This is a genomic window from Oribacterium sp. oral taxon 078 str. F0262 (genome assembly GCF_000160135.1).
Taxonomy (GTDB): Bacteria; Bacillota; Clostridia; order Lachnospirales; family Lachnospiraceae; genus Oribacterium.
The window spans coordinates 26,572-45,832 of record NZ_GG729933.1 but is presented as its reverse complement, the minus strand read 5'-3'; the positions used below and the strand labels follow the sequence as shown (position 1 = coordinate 45,832).

17 protein-coding genes and 1 pseudogene are annotated in these 19,261 nt (G+C 56.2%); 4 read left to right on the top strand and 14 right to left on the bottom strand.

The features are described 5' to 3' along the window. Window positions 1-2: 2 nt before the first annotated feature. The 4 genes and pseudogenes from GCWU000341_RS00210 to GCWU000341_RS00195 form a co-directional block, all read right to left on the bottom strand. Window positions 3-1,397, bottom strand: a complete 1,395-nt coding sequence (locus tag GCWU000341_RS00210) for an aminopeptidase (protein WP_009213559.1) — start codon at window positions 1,395-1,397, stop codon at window positions 3-5. Between the two features lie 141 nt (window positions 1,398-1,538). Further along, window positions 1,539-2,216: pseudogene (lepB, locus tag GCWU000341_RS00205) on the bottom strand (signal peptidase I); the annotation flags it as partial. Between the two features lie 340 nt (window positions 2,217-2,556). Next, window positions 2,557-2,889: a DUF3783 domain-containing protein gene (locus GCWU000341_RS00200; RefSeq protein WP_009213557.1), complete on the bottom strand. Its 333-nt coding sequence runs from the start codon at window positions 2,887-2,889 to the stop codon at window positions 2,557-2,559. A gap of 7 nt (window positions 2,890-2,896) precedes the next feature. After that, window positions 2,897-3,955, bottom strand: a complete 1,059-nt coding sequence (locus GCWU000341_RS00195) for an alpha/beta fold hydrolase (RefSeq protein ID WP_009213556.1) — start codon at window positions 3,953-3,955, stop codon at window positions 2,897-2,899. A 200-nt stretch (window positions 3,956-4,155) separates the two neighbouring features. Between GCWU000341_RS00195 and GCWU000341_RS00190 the strand changes: the two genes are divergently transcribed. From GCWU000341_RS00190 to GCWU000341_RS00180, 3 genes are all read left to right on the top strand, one after another. Then, window positions 4,156-4,674, top strand: coding sequence for an SPFH domain-containing protein (locus GCWU000341_RS00190; protein WP_009213554.1), 519 nt, complete (start codon window positions 4,156-4,158; stop codon window positions 4,672-4,674). Between the two features lie 94 nt (window positions 4,675-4,768). After that, a complete protein-coding gene (locus GCWU000341_RS00185; RefSeq protein WP_009213553.1) occupies window positions 4,769-5,710 on the top strand; it encodes an SPFH domain-containing protein in 942 nt (313 codons plus the stop codon). Next, on the top strand, window positions 5,703-6,623 hold the full coding sequence (locus GCWU000341_RS00180; protein WP_009213552.1) for an HAD hydrolase family protein: 921 nt from the start codon (window positions 5,703-5,705) through the stop codon (window positions 6,621-6,623). The genes GCWU000341_RS00185 and GCWU000341_RS00180 overlap by 8 nt, the downstream gene beginning before the upstream one ends. A 19-nt stretch (window positions 6,624-6,642) precedes the next feature. Here GCWU000341_RS00180 and GCWU000341_RS00175 read toward each other — a convergent pair whose 3' ends face one another. The 8 genes from GCWU000341_RS00175 to GCWU000341_RS00145 form a co-directional block, all read right to left on the bottom strand. Continuing rightward, window positions 6,643-7,641 (bottom strand): hypothetical protein, encoded by a 999-nt coding sequence (locus GCWU000341_RS00175; RefSeq protein WP_009213551.1) that lies wholly within the window; start codon window positions 7,639-7,641, stop codon window positions 6,643-6,645. Beyond that, complete coding sequence (locus GCWU000341_RS00170) at window positions 7,638-8,843, bottom strand: LTA synthase family protein (protein ID WP_242651581.1); 1,206 nt, start codon at window positions 8,841-8,843, stop codon at window positions 7,638-7,640. Before GCWU000341_RS00170 ends, GCWU000341_RS00175 begins: the two co-directional genes overlap by 4 nt. Then, window positions 8,777-9,334, bottom strand: a complete 558-nt coding sequence (locus GCWU000341_RS13840) for a hypothetical protein (protein ID WP_242651580.1) — start codon at window positions 9,332-9,334, stop codon at window positions 8,777-8,779. The genes GCWU000341_RS00170 and GCWU000341_RS13840 overlap by 67 nt, the downstream gene beginning before the upstream one ends. Window positions 9,335-9,464: 130 nt before the next feature. Next, complete coding sequence (locus tag GCWU000341_RS00165) at window positions 9,465-10,013, bottom strand: HD domain-containing protein (protein WP_009213549.1); 549 nt, start codon at window positions 10,011-10,013, stop codon at window positions 9,465-9,467. A gap of 158 nt (window positions 10,014-10,171) precedes the next feature. After that, window positions 10,172-11,794 (bottom strand): mannitol dehydrogenase family protein, encoded by a 1,623-nt coding sequence (locus GCWU000341_RS00160; protein WP_009213548.1) that lies wholly within the window; start codon window positions 11,792-11,794, stop codon window positions 10,172-10,174. A 67-nt stretch (window positions 11,795-11,861) separates the two neighbouring features. Further along, window positions 11,862-12,935: a mannonate dehydratase gene (uxuA, locus tag GCWU000341_RS00155; RefSeq protein ID WP_009213547.1), complete on the bottom strand. Its 1,074-nt coding sequence runs from the start codon at window positions 12,933-12,935 to the stop codon at window positions 11,862-11,864. A 115-nt stretch (window positions 12,936-13,050) separates the two neighbouring features. After that, window positions 13,051-13,335, bottom strand: coding sequence for an ABC transporter permease subunit (locus GCWU000341_RS00150; protein WP_081443107.1), 285 nt, complete (start codon window positions 13,333-13,335; stop codon window positions 13,051-13,053). A 200-nt stretch (window positions 13,336-13,535) separates the two neighbouring features. Further along, on the bottom strand, window positions 13,536-14,759 hold the full coding sequence (locus tag GCWU000341_RS00145) for a trans-sulfuration enzyme family protein (protein ID WP_040653064.1): 1,224 nt from the start codon (window positions 14,757-14,759) through the stop codon (window positions 13,536-13,538). Window positions 14,760-15,175: 416 nt separating this feature from the next. Here GCWU000341_RS00145 and rsmA point away from each other — a divergent pair, with 416 nt between their 5' ends. Next, window positions 15,176-16,051: a 16S rRNA (adenine(1518)-N(6)/adenine(1519)-N(6))-dimethyltransferase RsmA gene (gene rsmA / locus GCWU000341_RS00140; protein WP_009213541.1), complete on the top strand. Its 876-nt coding sequence runs from the start codon at window positions 15,176-15,178 to the stop codon at window positions 16,049-16,051. Window positions 16,052-16,146: 95 nt separating this feature from the next. On the opposite strand, the gene GCWU000341_RS00135 is transcribed toward rsmA, so the two are convergent. After that, window positions 16,147-18,639: a hypothetical protein gene (locus GCWU000341_RS00135; protein WP_009213540.1), complete on the bottom strand. Its 2,493-nt coding sequence runs from the start codon at window positions 18,637-18,639 to the stop codon at window positions 16,147-16,149. Further along, on the bottom strand, window positions 18,636-19,136 hold the full coding sequence (locus GCWU000341_RS00130) for a DUF4446 family protein (RefSeq protein ID WP_009213539.1): 501 nt from the start codon (window positions 19,134-19,136) through the stop codon (window positions 18,636-18,638). Before GCWU000341_RS00130 ends, GCWU000341_RS00135 begins: the two co-directional genes overlap by 4 nt. Window positions 19,137-19,261 lie beyond the last annotated feature (125 nt).

Below are 19,261 nucleotides of genomic sequence, written 5' to 3'. Positions count from 1 at the left end.
CTTTATTCTTTGTTGAAAGCGCAGAATGCCCGATAGGTATAGTAGACATCCAGCTTCGAGGTGATCTCAAAGGGCGCGTGCATCGCGAGCACCGCGACTCCCAGGTCCACGGTGTCCACATCCATATTCCCCATGAACTGCGCGATGGTTCCTCCGCCTCCCTCATCGACCTTTCCGAGCTCCCCGGCCTGCCAGAGGACACCGGCCTCCTCCATATAATGGATCATCCGGTACATGGTCTCCGCGGAGGCATCATTGGAGCTGTACTTCCCGCGGCTTCCCGTGTATTTCGTGAGAACCGGGCCGTGGTTCATGCAGGAGCTGTTGTTCAGCTCGAAGACATCCGGGAAGCTCGGATCATAGGCCGCATTGACATCCGCGGAGAGGCAGAGCGAATTCCGAAGCACATCCCTCACCCGGATCCCCTCGCTCTCCGCGAGGTCCTCCATGTAATGAAGCAGGAAGTCCGAGGCCATGCCGGTATTTCCCGTGGACCCGATCTCCTCCTTATCCGTAAGATACGTCACCGTCGTATACTCCGGCTTCTTCGCATCCAGCTCCGCCATGAGAGCCGTGTAGGCGCAGACCTTGTCATCCTGCCCGTAGGCTCCGATCATGGAGCGGTCCAGTCCGACATCGACGGCCTTCTGCGCGGGGACCATTGTGAGCTCCGCCCGGAGGAAGTCCTCCTCCGTGATGCCGTATCTCTCATTCAGAACGGAGAGGACCTTCAGCCTAAAGGCCTCCTTCAGCTCGGAGTCCGGAATCGGCAGAGATCCCAGGAGGATATTGAGCTCCTCCCCCTTCAGCCCGTCCTTAAGGGGGCGCTCATTCTGCTTCGCGGAGAGATGGGGCAGGAGATCCGTCACGACAAAGACCGGATCGCCGGGCTCCTCTCCGAGCTTAATGTCCACATGGCTCCCATCCTTCCGCATCACTCTTCCGTGGAGAGCAAGCGGTGTCACTCCCCACTGATACTTCCGGATCCCACCGTAGTAATGCGTCTTGAAATAGGAGAGCTCCTCCTTCTCATAGAGCGGATTCGGCTTTAGGTCCAGCCTGGGCGAGTCGATGTGCGCGATGTTGAAGTGCACACCCTCTGCGAGGGACTTCCGTCCGATCGTCGTGAGGATCAGATTCTTTCCCCGGTTCAGGAAGAAGAGCTTCGCGCCTGCCGGGTATTTTTTCCCGCGCTCAAAGGGCTGATAGCCCCTCTCCTTTGCGAGCGCCAGGGAAAAATCGACGCATTCTCTCTCGATCTTCGAGCGGTCCAGAAAGCTCTTATATCCCTCGGAGAACTTCTCCGCCTCCGAAAAATCACCGGGCCGCTCCATCCCGATATTCTGCTTTCTTCGGCAGAGCCTCTCCTCCAGCTTCTGTCCTTCTGTTTTTTCCATCTGAGTCACATCCTTCCTTAAACAAGATATCTATGCCGAAATGAGCGCCGAAGAGGCCATAGCTCCTCCGCCTCCTTCGCTGCGGCTATCTCCCCAGGCCTCTTGGCAGTCTACGTCCCGGCTGTGTCCTTTTTGTGAAAATCAGTGAATGATGCCGAAATCGCTGAGCGGCCAGTATCTCAGGTAGACCTTCGCGAGCATCTTCTCCTTCTTCACAAAGGGATACTCTCCCCAGTATCTGGCATCCGCAGAATTGTTCCGGTTATCCCCCAGCATATAGTAGCAGTCCTCCGGCACCGTGACGTCCACCTCCGGAAACTGGTTCCCGTCGCAGAGCATGGGCTCCGGAAGATAATTCTCCTCCTGCTCGACGCCGTTGATGTAGAGTTTTCCCACCGGGAGCTTCCCGCTGGAGGAGCTCACATTGATCTTATGGATCTTTGAGACGTCCACCTCCCCGCTCCGCTTGATCTGGATGTGATCTCCCGGAAGGCCGATGACCCGCTTTACATAGTAGATCACCTGATTCTTGCTGTCCTCCTGTCCGCAGAGCGGGCACTTCCCCTCATCCGTCTCCCGGTAGCGATTGCCGCAGTTTCTGCACTGATAGCCGTAGACAAAGATCGCGACATCTCCCCGTTTCACTTCCCCGAAGTGATAGCTGAGACGTGAGCCGAAGACCCGGCTCCCCGCCATGATCGTATTCTCCATGGAGCCGGTCGGGATCGTGGAATTCGCTATCACGAAATTATTGAGAAGAAATGCCGCGACGCCGGCGATGAGAAGGATCTTAACCCACTCAAAAAGCTCCGCGAAAAAGCCGCCCTCTGTCTCTTCCTCTCTCCTTCTTCGGGATCCCTTCCTCCGCTTCTCCTTTTTCTCCGGGAAGGGATCTCCCTTTTCCTCCGGGCTCTGCTCCCCGGCTTCCCCGGGCCCTTCTCCGTCCTCCGACCCCTCTTTCTCCGCGTCCTCTCCGGAAGCGCCGGAGCTCCTCCTGCTCTTAAGCTCTCGGAGAAGAGGCGGTGCGGAAGCGCTCCCCGCATCCCCTCTCTCCTCAGAATCCGATCCGCTTCGCTCCGGATTCCCGAGCTCCTCTCTCTCTTCCTCGTCTTTTGCCATGCGTTCTCCTCTTAATCCTCCGCGGCGGAATCAGCATAGATCATGTCCTTTTCCTCTCCTGATACCGCTTCATGGACTCATGCTCCTCCCGGAGCTCCTCATAGAGTCTCCGCAGGTTCCAGCTCCGATTGCTCTCTGTCTCCGTACATTTATAATCCACCCGGAGCCCGAGAAGCCGGAGCGCGGAGAGGAAGTCCCCGAGCTCCGCCCCCGTAAAGCCGATCAGCTTCATAAGCTCCGCGTCCTCCGGCAGACTTTCCAGCTCCTCCTCTTTAGGCTGAAGCAGCTCGATATGGCGAAGCGCCGCAAGCGCTCCGATCTTTTGCTCCTTCTCCGCCTCTTTTCGATTGATATACAGAAGTTTTTTCTCCATACTGTCCCTAACGCTCTCTGAGCGCTCCTTCCCTCTCCTCTGTCTTTCCCTTATCCATGCGGGAAGAGCCCGGATCCGCTGCACTCCTTCGCAGAGGCACATGCTGATCCAGCCAGTCCTCCAGCATAGCGACGACCTCCCAGCGGATATCCTCGTTCAGCGTTTCGTGGCGCTTTCCGGGATAGATGCGAAGCTTGAGATCATGATGTCCGCTCGCCTTCAAAAGAGCGTAGACCATGGTCGGCCCTATACCGTATTCCCCGACCGGATCCGAGCCCCCCGAGAAAAGGAGGATGGGGATGTCCGGCATTTTCCGGAACCACTCCTCCCCGGAGATCTGTATCAGACCATAGAGCATATCACGATAGGCGCCGATCGTAAAGCTGGAGGAGAGCGGATCATCCTCATAGCTCAGACAGACCTCCGCCATACTGCAGCACCAGGCCCCGAGATTCACCGGGTCCTTGATATGGCGGTTAAAGTAGCGGGAGAGCAGTCTCCCGTAGAGCTTTGCATCCGTATCCTCTCCGAAAAGCTTCGCCTGCGCCGTCATAAAGCGATAGACCGGGGCATAGAGGGGACTCGGTCCCGCCGTTCCGGAGAGGAGCAGCGCATCCGCCTCCCCCGGGAAGCGGACGCAGAAAAGTCTCGCGAGAAAGGAGCCCATGGAATGCCCGAAGAGGCAGAGCGGAAGACCCGGAAACCATTTGCGGACCTGCAGGATATTTCTCCGGATATCGTGGAGCATATAGTCCCAGCCCCGTTCCGGGCCGAAGGAGCCCTCCGCATTCGCGGATCTCCCATGCCCCTGCAGGTCGAGAAGCGTCACGATATAGCCCCGGGCACTCAGATGCTCGGCGAGGAAACGGTAGCGGTCAGAGTGGCTCTGCATCCCGTGCAGGATGCACACAATCCCCCGCGCCCCGCATCTCTCCTCCCGGTAGAGCACCGAATAAATGCTGCCGTTTCCATTGGCAGATTCTCTTCTCCAGACGCGCCGCTCCATCCTCTCCCCTCCTCTCATCTCCCAACGCCTTCTCCTGACATTCCTTCCAATAACAGCCATGCCGCTTTTCCGCCCCGGCAGCAGTGATTTGCTCCTCTAAGCCGCCGGGCAGGGCAGTCAAGCTATTTTATCATCACAGCGCATAAATTACAAATCTCCGAGAAAGCAGCGGCACATCTCCCCATTTTTGTGCTATCATGGGGAAAAGACGCAAAGGCAGTGCTTCGCTGCTCCTCCGCTGATTCTTAAAGGGGGTTTTTATGCCATTCTTTCTTCTTTTCATCCTTATCCTTTACATTGCCGTTTTTCTATGCATATCCATGCGGGTCGTGCCGAAGGGCAGAGTGCTGATCATCGAGCGCCTCGGCCGCTATCACGCATCCTGGCAGCCGGGAATCCATTTTCTTGCTCCCTTTATCGATCGCATCCGAGGGAAGATCAATCTGGAGGAGCAGAGCGCGGATTTCCCACCTCAGACCTTCAGCACGGAGGATAATGCCTCGCTGCAGATCGACGCCGCCGTCTTCTTCCTCATCAGCGATCCGAAACGCTATACCTACAGCGTGGACGATCCGAACTCAGCGATCGAAAAGCTGACGACTGCGGCGCTTCGTAAGATCATAGCTTCTATGGACCGTGATATCGCTCTAAGCTCCCGGGACGAGATTCAATCCCAGCTTTTCTCCCTTCTCAAAGACGGCGCCGATGTCCTGGGCATCCGGATAAGCCGCGTCGAGCTGAAGGACATCTCCCGGGCGCCCGACAGCTTCACCTGGTAATAAAGGGATAGCGCATCTTTCCGTTTTTGTGCTATCATGATGCTGGAAAAGATCCGTCATTCCTCAGCCGTTTTTCCACTTTAAGGAGGTTTTTATGCCATTTTTTATTGTCGTTATCCTTTTTATCCTCGCCATCGTTCTTCTATGCATTACCGTGCGGGTCGTGCCGGAGGCCAGGGCACTGATCATTGAGCGCTTCGGAAGCTATCATGCGACCTGGCGCCCGGGGCTTCATTTCCTCATCCCCTTTATCGATCATGTCTCAAAGCACATCAATCTGAAGGAGCAGGTCGCGGATTTCCCTCCCCAGCCGGTCATCACGAAGGATAATGTCACCATGCGGATCGACTCCGTCGTCTTCTTCGTCATCACCGATCCGAAGCTCTATGCCTACGGCGTGGACAATCCGATCGCCGCGATCGAGAACCTGACCGCCACGACGCTTCGAAACATCATAGGCTCCATGGACCTCGATACCACTCTGACCTCCCGGGATGAGATCAACACCCAGATGCGCTCTCTCCTCGATGTCGCCACTGATCCCTGGGGCATCAAGGTAAACCGCGTCGAGCTGAAGAATATTCTCCCCCCGGACGCCATCCGGGAGGCGATGGAGAAGCAGATGAAGGCGGAGCGGGAGAAAAGAGAGGCCATAACCCTCGCGGAAGCGAAGAAGCAGTCCGCCGTCCTCACGGCAGAGGGAAATAAGCAGGCCGCCATCCTGAACGCCGAGGCGGATAAGCAAAAGACCATCCTCGCCGCGGAGGCGCAGAAGGAAAAGGAGATCCGTGAGGCCGAGGGACGCGCTCAGGCGATCCGAAGCGTCAAGGAGGCGGAAGCCGAGGGTATCCGCCTGATCCGGCAGGCCGGAGCGGACGACGCGGTCCTGAAGCTCCGGAGTCTTGAAGCCTTCGCCTCTGTCGCAAACGGACGGGCGACGAAGATCATTATCCCCTCTGACCTCCAGAATATGGGAGGACTTCTCGCAGGATTAAAGGAGACTTTGGACACTCCGATCCCGGAAAAGAATGATTAAGATCATATTCTTTGATATCGACGGCACCCTCCGTCCCTTTGAAACGGGAAGGATCCCGGACTCTGCGAAGCTCGCCGTAAGGAGAGCGCAGAGGGCCGGGATCCTCTGCGCGATCGCGACCGGGCGCCACTGGATGGAGATCTACGGAGAGAGGCTCATAGAAGAGCTCTTTTTTGATGCCTATGTGACGCTGGACGGGGAATTCTGCTATCTCCTCCCCCATTCCCCGCGCTCTACTGCGCAAAGCCCGCTCCGGGATCCTTCCTTTCGTTTCGATCTCCGGGCAGAGGAAAGACTTGCCCCGGAAATGGATCCAAGGCTCGGAGATATCGTCCAGAAGATCCCTCTTCCGACGGAGCAGGTCATGGCCGTGCTCCGCCTCGCAGAGAGGGAGCGCTTCCCCGTTCTCATACAGGAGGAGCGCCGGATCTACGCCAATCTCGTAAACGAGGAGCTTCTCCGCTGTCTCTACGAGATCCGAAACGATATCGTCCCCCCCGTGCTCCCGATCCGAGAGGCCGCGGAAAATCCGGTCTATATGCTGATACCGATCCTCTCCTACGAGGAATCCCTTAAGATCCCTCCCCTGATCCCGGACTGTCAGCTGGTCCGCTGGTCGGACGGAAGGTCCTTCGACCTCACGAAGAAGGGGATCAATAAGTCCTCCGGCATCGACGCCATACTCCGTCATCTCCGCCTCTCCCGCTCTGAAGCCGCCGCCATCGGAGACGGCTGGAACGATATCGACATGCTCTCCCGGGTCGGGCTCGGCATCGCGATGGGAAACGCGAAGCCGGAGTGCCGGGAGGCAGCCGATCACGTCTGTCCCCCTATCCTGGAGGACGGCCTTGCCCATGCGGTGGACTGGATCCTCCAAAGAAACCGGGAGGAGGGCGTGCGAAGGAAGGGCTGAAGCGGCAGAAGACCACCGATCAGGAAAGGTCTCTCTCCGTGAGCTCCGCTCCCGCGTTTTGTTCCGATTTCAGCGCGGCTTTTGCGGCATCCGGATCGGAAAAGCCGATCAGGGAATCATCATTCGTGCTCCCGAGAGAGACAAAATCTCCGAGTGCGAAAAGCTTCTGATAACGGATACTGCCCCCGGGGCGGACAAGCAGATTCTGAAAGCGGGCGAGCCCGTAGAAGGAGAACTGTCCCCCATCCCTCGTCCGATAGTCGATCTCTATGAGATCATAGAGCGCGTTTTTCTCCTCCCCCTCACTCGAAAGAAAGAGAGAAAGCGGCTTCCAGCCGAGCTCCTCATCCTGCTTCCTCCCATTCATCGTCATGGGGAAATATCCCTTTCGGATCTCCTCAAGGGCCTCCCGGTGGATCGCGGACAGAGTCTCCTCATCGAGGGAGGAGAGCTCAGAGAGACAGCTCTCCAGACCGCTCACCTTGTATTTTCGCAGCTTTTCCTTCAGGCGATAATCCTCGCTCTCTGCCCGGAGCGTCACACTGTCCCCGTTCTTAAGGCCGGAATCCGGGCTGAGCTCGAAGTGAATCCTATGTTCATCGACCTCCTCCGGAAAGCTCCCGAGCGTATACTCCGCCTTTCCCTCCCCGCTCACACCGGAAAAGTGAAGCTCGACATAATCAAAGGCGGATACTAAAGGCCTTCTGAGGTCCCGGAAGATAACGCAGAAGGCGAGAAAGGCCGCGATGCAAAGCAGCGTGATCAGCCGCCTCTTCCATCTTCCGATCCGCTTCCGTCTCTCGCGGCTTCGCACAAGCTCATCCCTCGCGCGAAGCTTTCCCCGCTCCGTGCCATAGGCGATATCCTCTGCCTCCTTTGCCGTGAGCTTATCTCCCTCCCGGACGATGAGCATCTTCTTTCCGCAGTACGGACAAAAAAGCTCCTCCTGCCCCTCCTCGACGCTCATCGCTGCCCCGCAGCTTGGACAAGTCAGATCGATCCTGTAGACTCCGCTCATTCTCCCTCCTTTTCTCCTCTTCCTCCAGCCTGAGAGGCTCCGCTCTCTTTCCGGGATTCCCTTTTCTCCTTTTTCTTCCTCTCCTTCTCCCGCCTCTCCTTCTCTCTCTCCTCCTTGTCCTTTGCCGCCCTGCTCTCAAAGGCAGCGGCCTTATCGATCTGTCCCAGGCGGAGCATAAGCTCAGAGCGCTTCTTGAGCTCCTCCCTCTCATAGTCCCTGCCGAACTTCTCCATGAGCGTCGGCTGATCGGAGTAGAGATTCGTCCCAAGCCCGAGCCTCTCCCCCTCGATCTCTACGCCGAGGGAGGCGAGCGTCGTCGGGAAATCGTCAAAGCTGCTGTACTCCCGCCTCTCCCTTCGCGCCGAGGCGATGGGAGAGTTGATATAAGCGGTGTAAACCCTCCGCACGTAGCTCTTCGGCACATCCTTACAGAAATCGTGATCCATCGTCGGATGATCCCCTGTAACAACGATCGTCGTATTCTCGTACCAGGGCTGTGTCTTCGCCCAGTTCACAAAGTCTGCGAGCTGACGGGACGCACAGGCAAAGACATTGGCGTATTGATTTTTCCCAAACTCCCTCCTGCAAAGACGGCAGACATAGCCATCCGGAAAATGCGTATCCACCGTGAGAAGCGTGAGGTTAAAGGGGCGGCCGTCCCGGGAAAGCCTTGAGAGCTCCTCCTTCGCATAGCTGTAGAGCTTCTCATCCTCAAAGCCCCAGTTCACCCAATAATCCGGGCGGAATTTCCCCTGCCGCTTCCAGTAGCTGTAATCCTTCACCGCATAGTCCCCATGGCTTTGAAAGTAGAGCCTGCGCCCGCCGAAATATCCGACAGAGCCAAGCAGAAAGCTCTGCTCATAGCCCTCCTCCTTCAGGATATCTCCCAGTGTCTGTACCCCGGGGAAAAAGCTCTTCTGGCTGTCCATCGCATTCTTATCGATCGAAATCTTGAGCGGAAGCCCCGAGCTCATGGCAAAGATCGCCCCCATCGTCCAGGTCGAGCCCGGCATGCTGTAGGCCCCGTTCAGCTTCCCGTCTCCGCCGGAGAAGTCCTCATTCTCCTCCGCAAGCTCCGTGAGCTCCGGGATGCAGTTCATCGGAAAGGCTCCTCCGTGCGCTTCATCGGAAAAGCTCATCTCCGTGGACTCCATGTAGATATAGATGAGATTCCTCTTCTTCTCCGGAAAACGGAGCTCCACCGATCTCGGATCGACATAATTTCTGTCGATAAAATCGGAATGTGTAAACTGAGACAGGAGGAAATCCCGAAGCCCGATCCCCTGCCAGCTGTCCCGAATCGAGAGAAGGAGAAAGAGGAGCGGAAAAAGAAAAAGAATGCGGCGCACAAAATAAAAGAGGAAAAAATTACGGCAGCGCCGGAAAAAAGGAGAAAGAGAAGGAGGAGAAGGAGAGCAGGGAGGAGAGCAAAGAGAAGGTAGGAGCGGAGGAGGGCGCTGCTCGCCCCCTGCATCGGCGCCTTCAGATGATAGAGGATCTCCTCCACACTGAGCTCCGACCAGTTTGAGAGCATCCAGCGGAGGCTGAAGTACAAAAGCGAGCTCAGAAAAAGGGAGAGAAGCAGCAGAAGCCTCCGGATATAGCCCGGCAGAAAGATAAGCCGCCAAAACCATCCCGGAAGCTCTGTCTCTCCTCCCCTCCTCTCTGAGATCCAGTCTTCTTCCCTTCTCATCCCTCTCCCTCCAATCCTTCCGTAAATATATCCTGGCGGCAGGACAAAGACCCGCCCCGGAAGAGTTCAGCTCCTCCGGGGCGGGTCTTCCGTCGTTTCCAGTGAAATACAGCGCCGCATCAGTCCGTGCTCAATGCCGTTCTCTCTCGTCCCTCTTCCGGACGCGGATCGCTCTTAAGAAGGGAGCGTTCATAAGGAAGCGGAATCGCTCCAGCGCATCCAGCGCGTTCTGCCAGGACTCCTGGGCTGCCACCGTTTTATCGGAAAGCGTCAGGAGATAGGCGAGGCGGGAGTTCGGAAGCCCCGTGGACAGCGGGAACATATGTGTCAGGATCGCGCGGCGCTCCTTCTTCGAGAGGGAAAAGCCCTGCTTTGCCGCGTTTTCCACCGCATCCTCGCCGTGATAGAAGCAGTACCACCTCCCATCATGACTTGTACCGTCGTCCTTGTGATAATCCACCATGCAAAAATCATGGAGCAGCCCCACATAGGCGGCACTCCTTCGATCCACTCCGAAGCGCGGGGCGAGGCGGTAGGCCATATAGGCGACCCGCACGCTGTGATCGTAGGTATTGGTGCTCCCGTGTCTTGGCAGATCCTTCAGCTTCATATACTCCGGATTTCGAGTGATCTCCCGGAATTGCTCCGCAAAGCGCAGGGCCTCATCAGATAATATCATTGGATTTCATCCTTTCTTTCAGCGGATGGACTCTTGTCTTTATGCGCCGCGGGAAATAAAAGCGGCGGATTGTGAATACCGTTTTTCCAAAAATGCAAGCCCAATATACCCGATTCAAGTCCCGAAAGCAAGGATTTTCTCAAAAAACACAGTCAAGCTTAAGATTTTTTATCTTCCTCCCCGGACAAATATTTTTTTAAAGTTTCCCTGACGGCGCCCCTCCCCCGGAGCTCCTCCCGGAAATACCCCTCGATCTTTTCCCCGATTCCCGCCCGGTAGAGATCGATTCCGAAGATATTTTCATTGGACAGGATCGGGCGGAGCCGATCCGCGACGGAATCCGGCTCTCCGAGCCGAATCCCGGAGAGAGCCTCCGTGAGGCTTTTGAGCATCGGATCCGGTGAGCGCTCGAAGCTCCTCCCCTCATCGTCCACCGCGAGGAGATAGCGGAGCCAGCCCGCGATTGCGAGCGGGATCCCCAGGAGCCTCTCCGCGCTCCCAAACCGCTCTACGTAAGCCTTGATCGTCTCGCCATAGCGGATCCCGACCTTCTGCGAGCTGTCCGTCGCGATTCTCTGCGGCGTATCCGGCATATAGGGATTCGGAATCCGTACCGAGAGGAGCTCCGAGAGGAAGGCCCGCGGGGACAAAATCCCCGGATCCGTCACGACAGGAAGCCCCTCTGTCTCTCCGATCCTCTCCACGAGCGCACGGAGCTCCCTGTCCTTCATCTCATCCGAGATCCGCCGGTAGCCGAGAAGACAGCCGTAGACCGCGAGCGCTGTGTGAAGCGGGTTTAAGCAGGTCGTAACCTTCATCCGCTCCACCCGGTTCACGGTATCTCTGTCCGTCATATAGACCCCGGCCTTTTCCAGCGGCGGGCGCCCATTCGGGAAGCGATCCTCAATCACCAGATACTGCGGCCCCTCCGCGTTGACAAAGGGAGCAATATAGGTTCCTTTTCCGGTGACAAGAATCTCCATATCCTCGATGCCGAGCTCCGAAAGCTTCTCCGCCACAGCTTCCGCAGGCCTCGGGGTGATCTTGTCGATCATCGTCCAGGGGAAGGATACCTCGCTCTCTTCCTCAAGATAATGAAGGAAGTCCTCTGGGAGGAAGCCCCTCTGTCTCCACTCCTCCGCCACTGTGAGGACGGAAGAACGAAGCTTTTCCCCGTTTTTCGAGCAGTTGTCCATCGAGACGAGCGCGATCGGCCCCGCGGCGCTCCGGAAGCGCTCATAGAGAAGAGCCGTGAGAATCGCCATCACAGAGAGCGGCTTCTCCGGCCCCCTCTCGAGATCCTCCCGCACGAAGGGAAGGAAGCTCCCGTCAGCGCCTCTCAGGGCATAGCCCTTTTCCGTGATCGTGAGGGAGGCGATCTGAAGCTCCCGGCTCCGGAAGATCTCCCTCAGCCTCTCCCATCCCCCGCCCTCCGCCTTCACGGCCTCTGCGAGAGAGGCGATGACTCTTTTCTCGAGGCTCCCGTCCGGATTCAAGGTCACGGAGAGGAGCAGATTATCATGAGGACGGTAGATCCTGTCCACGACGTCGAAGTCGAAGCTCTCCGCGCAGCTGATCCCCCGGTCGAGCTCTCCTTCATTTAAAAGCGTATCCGCGATGCCGCCGATAAAGATCCGGAAAATATTTCCGATTCCGAAATGCACCCAGCGGGGCGCCGCTATACTTTTCCTCCTGACAGAAGAGATATCATAGGAAGGAAGACTCACGCCGATCCTCTCCCAGGCCTCTCTGTCTCTCAATCCCTCTTCACTAAGCTTCATAGCTCCATCAAGTCCTTTCGAAAACCAAAAAGGGGGAAGCCCCGGCAGGGCTCTCCCCTCTCCCCTTTCAGCCCTGCCGATCCTTTGCAATCGCCTCCCAGAGTCCCTCAAGATAGCAGGCGCCGAGCGCCCTGTCGTAGAGACCGTAGCCCGGCATGGCCTTCTCTCCCCAGATCATGCGCCCGTGGTCCGGCCGGATGATTCCGTCAAAGCCGCTTTCATAGAGCTTTCGCATGATAAGATAGAGATCCATAGAACCATCGGAGGAGAGGTGGGCCGCCTCCTCGAAATCCCTCGGGGAATTAAACTTTAGATTTCTGACATGGGCAAAGGGAATCCTTCCCCGCGCTGTCTCTATGATGTCCAGGATCTCCCCCTGCTGCTGCTTGGAGCCCAGAGAGCCCGTGCACAGCGTGAGCCCGTTATAGGGTCTGTCCACCGCTTTGAGAAGGCGCACGATCTGCTCCTTTCCGGTGACAATGCGGGGAAGTCCGAAAATCGGCCAGGCCGGATCATCCGGGTGAATCCCCATCCGGATATCATAGCGCTCACAGACCGGGCCGATCGCCCTGAGGAAATAGATGAGATTCTGAAAAAGCTTCTCCTCATCGATATCACGGTATTTCTGAAAGAGCTCCTTAAGCCTGTCCAGGCGCTCCGGCTCCCAGCCCGGCATCACAAAGCCGCCGGACATGGCCTCCACGGACTCCTTCATATGATCCGGGTCCAGACGGTCGACGGTATCCTGATTATAGGCGAGTACGGTAGAGCCGTCCGGCCGGATTCTCGCAAGCTCCGTCCGGGTCCAGTCGAAAACCGGCATGAAATTATAGCAGATGACACGGATCCCGGCCTTTCCGAGATTCTCAAGCGTCCCGATATAATTTTCAATCTGTTCCTCTCTCCCCTCCGCCCCGGTCTTGATATCGTCACTGATATTTACCGACTCGATCGCAGAAATCTCGAGACCGGCCTCCTCTACGGTCCTTTTGAGCTCCCTGATCTCAGACTCCGTCCAGAGCTCCCCCGCCTGCTTCTGATAGAGGGTCGTGACAACGCCCCAGACCCCAGGAATCTGCCGGATCTGCTCCAGTGTCACGGTATCATAGCCCGGCCCGTACCAACGCAGTGTCATCCGCATCTCTTATCCCTCCCGCCTCTGTATATTATCGCAGCATAAAAGCGCCGTTTTATGCCATTGGTAGCGCTTACACAACCACTCTAGCATTTCAGCCCGGCGCTGTCAATCTCCGCTTTTACATTGCCCAGCGGAGGATATGATTCTTGATTTTCTCGAAGATTGTCATGACAATGATGAGGATAAAGACCATGAAGAGGAAGCCGCCCCAGACATTCTCATAGATTCCCAGCGTGGAGTATCTCTTCACATAAAAGCCCAGTCCATACTGCGCGCCGTACATCTCCGCATAGACCAGCATGACGAAGGAGCTCCTCAGAGAATTGACAAAGCCCGCGAGAATGGCGGGACTCGCCGCGGGCAGAATCACCCGGATAAAGCGCTTCCAGCCCCGAAGCTCCAGCGTGGCCGCATTGCCCCAGGAGGCAGACGAATTCCCCCGCCTCTATCGTGAGGCTGATATCCTTTAAAATCCATTTCTCCGGCGAAGCCGGATAGGAGAAGGAGAGATCACAAATCTTAATTTCTTTCATGGATATACCCCTTCCTCTTGCTTTTCCGCTTCCCTCTCTCTTCGGCTGTACCGCGCTCCTCCTTCGTCCTTCAGTCTAAAACCGAGAAGGCCGCCCGGAAATCGGCGAGCAGATCCTCTTTGTCCTCCAGACCGGCGGAGACCCGAATCAGAGCATCCGTGATCCCCTCTCTCTCCCTCTCCTCCGCGGGGACAGCGCCATGCGTCATGCTGGCGGCATGCTCCACGAGGGTTCCCGGGTCTCCCAGGCTCACCGCGATCGATGGGATCGTGAAGGAATTGAGCAGCTTTTTACAGGCATCAAAGGCCTTCATGCCCCGGATCCCGTCCTTTAACTCAAAGGCAAGGATTCCTCCATAGTTCCCCTTCATCATCCTCTCCGCAAGCGCATGCTGCGGGCTGGACGAAAGGCCCGGATAATACACCCTTTTCACATGGGGATTTCCCTCCAGGAAGGAAGCGATCGCAAATCCGTTCTCACAGTGCCTCTGCATCCGAAGCTCCATGGTCTGCATCCCGCGGAGAACCAGATAGGAATTAAAGGGGCTCGGCGTCGTCCCGAGAAGCTTGGTGGTGATGCCGGAGCGGATCGGGTCCAGCTCCTCCTTGGCGCCGATAATGGCCCCGCCGATCGCATCCCCGTGTCCGTTGATATATTTCGTGGTGCTGTGAACCACGAGATCCGCGCCGAGCGAGAGCGGCCTGATCTCAGGAGGCGGCGTAAAGGTATTGTCCACCACTACCTTTATCCCCCTGTCGTGGGCAATGCGGCTGATCTCCCGAATATCGCTGAGCTCCATCATGGGATTCGACATGCTCTCAAAATAGAGCAGCTTCGTATTCTCCTTTATCCCCCCGGCGACCGCTTCGAGATCCGAGAAGTCCGCGCTCGTCACCTCGATATTGAATTTACTGAGGTTCTCCCGGAACACATGCTCCGTGCAGCTGTAGATGCATCTCCCGCGGAGGATATGATCCCCGGCCTTCGCATAGGCGAGCAGCGCTCCCCCGACAGCTCCCATACCGGAGGCCGTGGCGATGGCAGCCTCCCCGCCCTCTAAGATCGAGAGCTTCTGCTCCAGCGCCGTCGTCGTGGGATTCCCTCCTCTGGTATAGGCGTAGCCCGCCCTCTCCCCGGAGAAGATCTCTCCTCCCTCTTCCGCCGTATCAAAGCAAAATGTCGAGGTCTGATAAATCGGAGTCGCAAGGGCCCCGTAGCTCGGATCCGGCTCCTGCCCCGCGTGAATCATTCCCGTGCCAAAACCAAGTTTCGAAAAATCAAGCTTTCTCTTCAAATCTTCCTCCTCTGTCCTGTCCGCTGCTTTCCCATCCGTATCCATTTTCAGAACCCATCTTCTCCGTCTTCAAAAATCGGCGGAGACGCGGAAATTTTCCCGCATTTCTTCGGATTCTAAAGTAGGACATCGGGACTGTCCAATCATTTAATCTGATATTCTTCCGTGTCCTATACCGGTTTCCGATAAATGGGGATGCGGACAAAAACCTGGACTCTGACAGAAGCCGGAAGGGACTGAAAGAATATATTCCAAGATGCAGCTAATGAAGGCGTTCGCATCTTCCTCTTCCCTTGGGGGTATTCCGATAAAGAGCTCTTCCGTCCGGATGAGCCCGCGAACCGATCCGGGCGCAAAATCGACGCAAAGCTCGATTCCGCATGGCTCCCTCCCCGGGATTATGCTATACTTTCCCTATGAATAAGCTGATTCGGCCCGGAGAGACCCTCCGGGTCATAAAAGAGAATAATTTTCAATTCCAAAAAAGATTCGGTCAGAATTTTCTGATCGATGAAAGCGTGCTCCGGGATATTCTCGCGGCCTCTGAAATCACGCGGGAAGACTGTGTGCTGGAGATCGGGCCCGGCATCGGGACGCTGACTCAGGCGCTCTGCGAATCCGCGCGGAAGGTCATCGCGGTGGAGCTTGACAAAAAGCTGATCCCGATCCTCGAAGAGAATCTGAGTGCCTATGACAATCTCCGCCTGATTCAGGGCGATGCGCTCCGCCTGGATCTCACAAAGCTCATCGGGGAGGAAAATGACGGACATCCCATCAAGGTGGCCGCGAATCTGCCCTATTATATCACAAGCCCGATCCTCATGTCCCTTCTCGAAAGCCGCGCCCCCATCCGCTCCATCACGATCATGGTGCAAAGAGAGGTCGCCGATCGAATGCGCGCCCTCCCCGGCACAAAAAGCTACGGGGCGCTCTCCCTCGCGGTGCAGTACTATGCAAAGATCGATCTTATCCGAACGGTTGCGTCCTCCTGCTTCCTTCCCCGCCCCAATGTGGACTCTGCCGTCGTAAAGCTCACACTTCGAAGCGAGACCCCGGAAAATCCGGAGGAAAAGGCCTTCCTCTTCCGTCTCATCCGATCCGCCTTCGCCACCCGGAGAAAGACCCTGGCAAATGCCCTTTCGGGAGGGCTCTCCCTCCCAAAGGAAAGGACAGAGGAAGCTCTCAGGGAACTGGGGCTTTCGGAAAACATCCGCGGGGAGGCCCTGAGCCTTTCGCAGTTCTCCGCTCTCTCGGCTCTGCTCCGCGGGAAATACTTGAGGGAGAAATCGTGATCCCCCTCCCGCATAGTTCCCGCGGACCTTCTCCTCCCACCCGGGGGGCTATCTCGCAGAGCCGCCTCCCGCGAAATTTCTTTACGGGATGATGCCTATGGGCTCAGCGTCTCCTCGGTCTTAAGCGCTGCTATAAATGCATTATTCTCCGCCTTAAATCTCGCCTCTGCCTCGCTCCTTGCGATCACAGTCCGATTTTTCCCGGAGGGATCCCCCAGCGTGATGGTCCCCGCATTATAAGAGAAGATACAGCGGTAATCCTCCCCCTCCCGGATCAGGACGGGGACTCCCTTTCCCACATAATAGAGCACGCTTCCGAGATCGACCCCGTAGGCATTCAGAAGCAGAAAGCCATCGCAGCGCTCCATATTCTCAAGGCTCGGAATCTGCGCTATCAGCTCCTCCGGCAAAAGCTTCGGATTCTTTAAATTGACCGCGTTCGCCTTATCCGTCCGGTTCCAGAGCATCCTTCCGCTTTCATCCAGGATATAGCCGTAATCCTCATAGACCTGCTCCCAGGCTCCCTGCATGGTGCGGCTCGAGCCTCGGAAATGTCCCAGCGAATACGCGAGGAAAAGCGGCTCCCTGCCCTTTGCCTCCGGAATATTCAAATCAATGCTCGAGGACTTCTCCAAAGAGAAGCTTTTCGGAGAATAGCACTTCACCGTCTTCCCCCCGATATCCGAAATCCCATAATACCAGCACTTCTGAAGAGTCGGATCCTGCAGATTTTCCGCACTCACCGCGGCGGGATCCAGATTCTGCTTGCTGGAAATGATGCTGTCACTTCCCGCAAGCCGGAACTCCCCTCCGTCCAGACGATATTCGTCAAAGCGCACCCGATCCTCGCTCACCTCCGCATTTCCGTAATAAATTCCGTCCTTTTGATAACGGCTTTTCTCCTTGAGATCCGGGCCGGCGATCCTCAGCTCGGAAACCGCAACCTCATGCTGAGGCGTAAAGGCCCCCGTGACATTGGGATCTGTCAGACCATAAATCAGATCCTCTCCGATAAAGCCCAGAACTCTGAGCTTTCTCCCGCTCTCCGTAAGCTCCAAACTCTTGTCATCCGAGAGATCCACGAAGCTGATCCGCTCTGACTCATAGGGCCCCTCTTCCCCGCTGCTGTCCTGATAGGCGATGTAACGCCCACTTTGAGATGCCGCAAATTCGGAATTTTCGAGATTCCCGGCGACAGTGACCAGCTCAAAGCTCGTCGTATCCACCCCATAGACATTGCCGTCGTAGTAGAAATAGAACATCCGGTTCGGGCTCAGATAGGAGAGCTTCCGGATATCCTCCTCCAGGACCTCATAGCCCTCCGGAAGCGGCAGGAAAAAATTCTCCACCACGGTATTCTCGGAATTGTCATAGGTATAATAGAGGATTCCGCAGCTCCCCTCGTGACGGCCGCGGTTAAAATAGCCGTAGACAAGGAAGTCGACATCCCCGTTATTCTTGACTCCGAGGATCTTGATCCCGTGCGCCTTATAGCCCGCGCGGAGCGCCTTGTCCTCCTCGGAGAGATATGAGAAAATGCGGACGCAGCTCTTTGCCCTGCTGTCATAGCGAAAGAGACCATCCGGGCTCCGAAAGGCCAGAAACTGAGTGGAATCCGACTGCTTCGCATAGAGCTGGGAGGAGCTCTCAATCCCGACGAGAAGCTTCTCTCCCCGGAAGCGAAAGTCCGCGCTCTCAAACTCCTCCTCCGTCCTTCTGTCATAGTCCATAAGGAAGATTCTCTGCGGATCATAGCGGAAGACAAAATTGTCCTCATTCATAAATTTCCGCACATTTCCGTCCCTGTCATTGCAAAAGCTCGCGTAACGGATCTGCACCTCCCCCATATCCCCGGAGAGCTCCTTGAGACAGATTTCCGGCTGTCCGTCCTGCTGCATTCCGCTGTCCCCCCAGGTGATCTGATTGAAGCTGGAATGCAGGCTCACATGGGCAAGCGTCGATTCATCCGCCGTGTCATCACTTTCCAGATAGACGCTCAGCGCCCTGGCATCATTCTTTGAAAAGGTCTTTCTGGTGAAATCCTCCGCAATCTCCAGCATCTGCGGAGAAAAGTCCTTATCCGTCCAAAGGATTCTCGTATAATAATTGACTCTCTTCTCCCCCAGGTCCAGGCTGAGCCGGAGAAGATACTCTCTGTCCTTTTCGATGAGATTCTGAATCGGAATCTCAATCCTGGTCTTCTCTCCATCCTCCGTGATATCCTTCACCGTCCCGTTTTCGATGAGCTTTGAAAGGTCCAGAGAGCGGATCTCATACTGAACAGAAACTACCTTTCCGTTCATTTCCAGTGCGCTCAGACTCAATTTCCGATCTTCCGGCAGCACTGTCAGACAGTCTCGCGCGGTTTTATTTCCCATATCCTGCGTATAGCCATGCATGGGATTGATGCGGATCCCGCCCGACTCCGCAAAGAGCACCGGCAGCTCTGCCTCTCCCATGACGGAATAGACCCGGTTGGAGAGCTCCACCGCCCGATAGGAGAGGGTAAAGTATATGACAAGAGCGGCAAGAAATATGCCGATCATCAAAATCGCTCTTTGAAGACTGCTCTTTAACCTTTTCTTCACTGCTCTTTCTCTCTGTAGCCAAGTGCCTGCTCAAGCGCAAGCTTCTCCTCCGCGCCGAGCTCCACCCCCGTCGTACCGACATCTACATCCTTGATATAGAGAAAACAGCCCTCCCGGGAGTGTACCGAATTTATCACAAAGCCCGTGTTCGTATAATCCAGCATGGCGATCGCAAAGGACATATTCCCTCCCATTCCGCCAAACGCATTATATTTCACGATGCCGAATTTCTGAAAGGAGGCCCGGATATTCCGATTCACAATCCGGAGCATATCCTTTATATTTTCCTTCTCCTCCTCCAGCCGCTCCACGTGACTCTGAAGATCCACGAAATAATCCTCCAGAGTCTCCGCGTCCTTTCCGCGCATAAAATAATCATACTGCCGGTAGAGCTGCTTGTAGCGCTGATTCGCCTGAAGCCCCAGTATAAAGGCGGCAAGCGCCAGGATCAGGGAAAACAGGAGTCCTCCCGCCACGAGATGATTGATAGCTGGCATCTCTTTTCTTCCATCCTTTCATGGTAATTTGATTCGGACAAAAAAGCGGATTCCGCATGGCTCCGCTCCAGAGCTTCCGCCATAGCACTCCCTGCTTCGTCCTCTCGCGGGACTTAGCCCTCTTT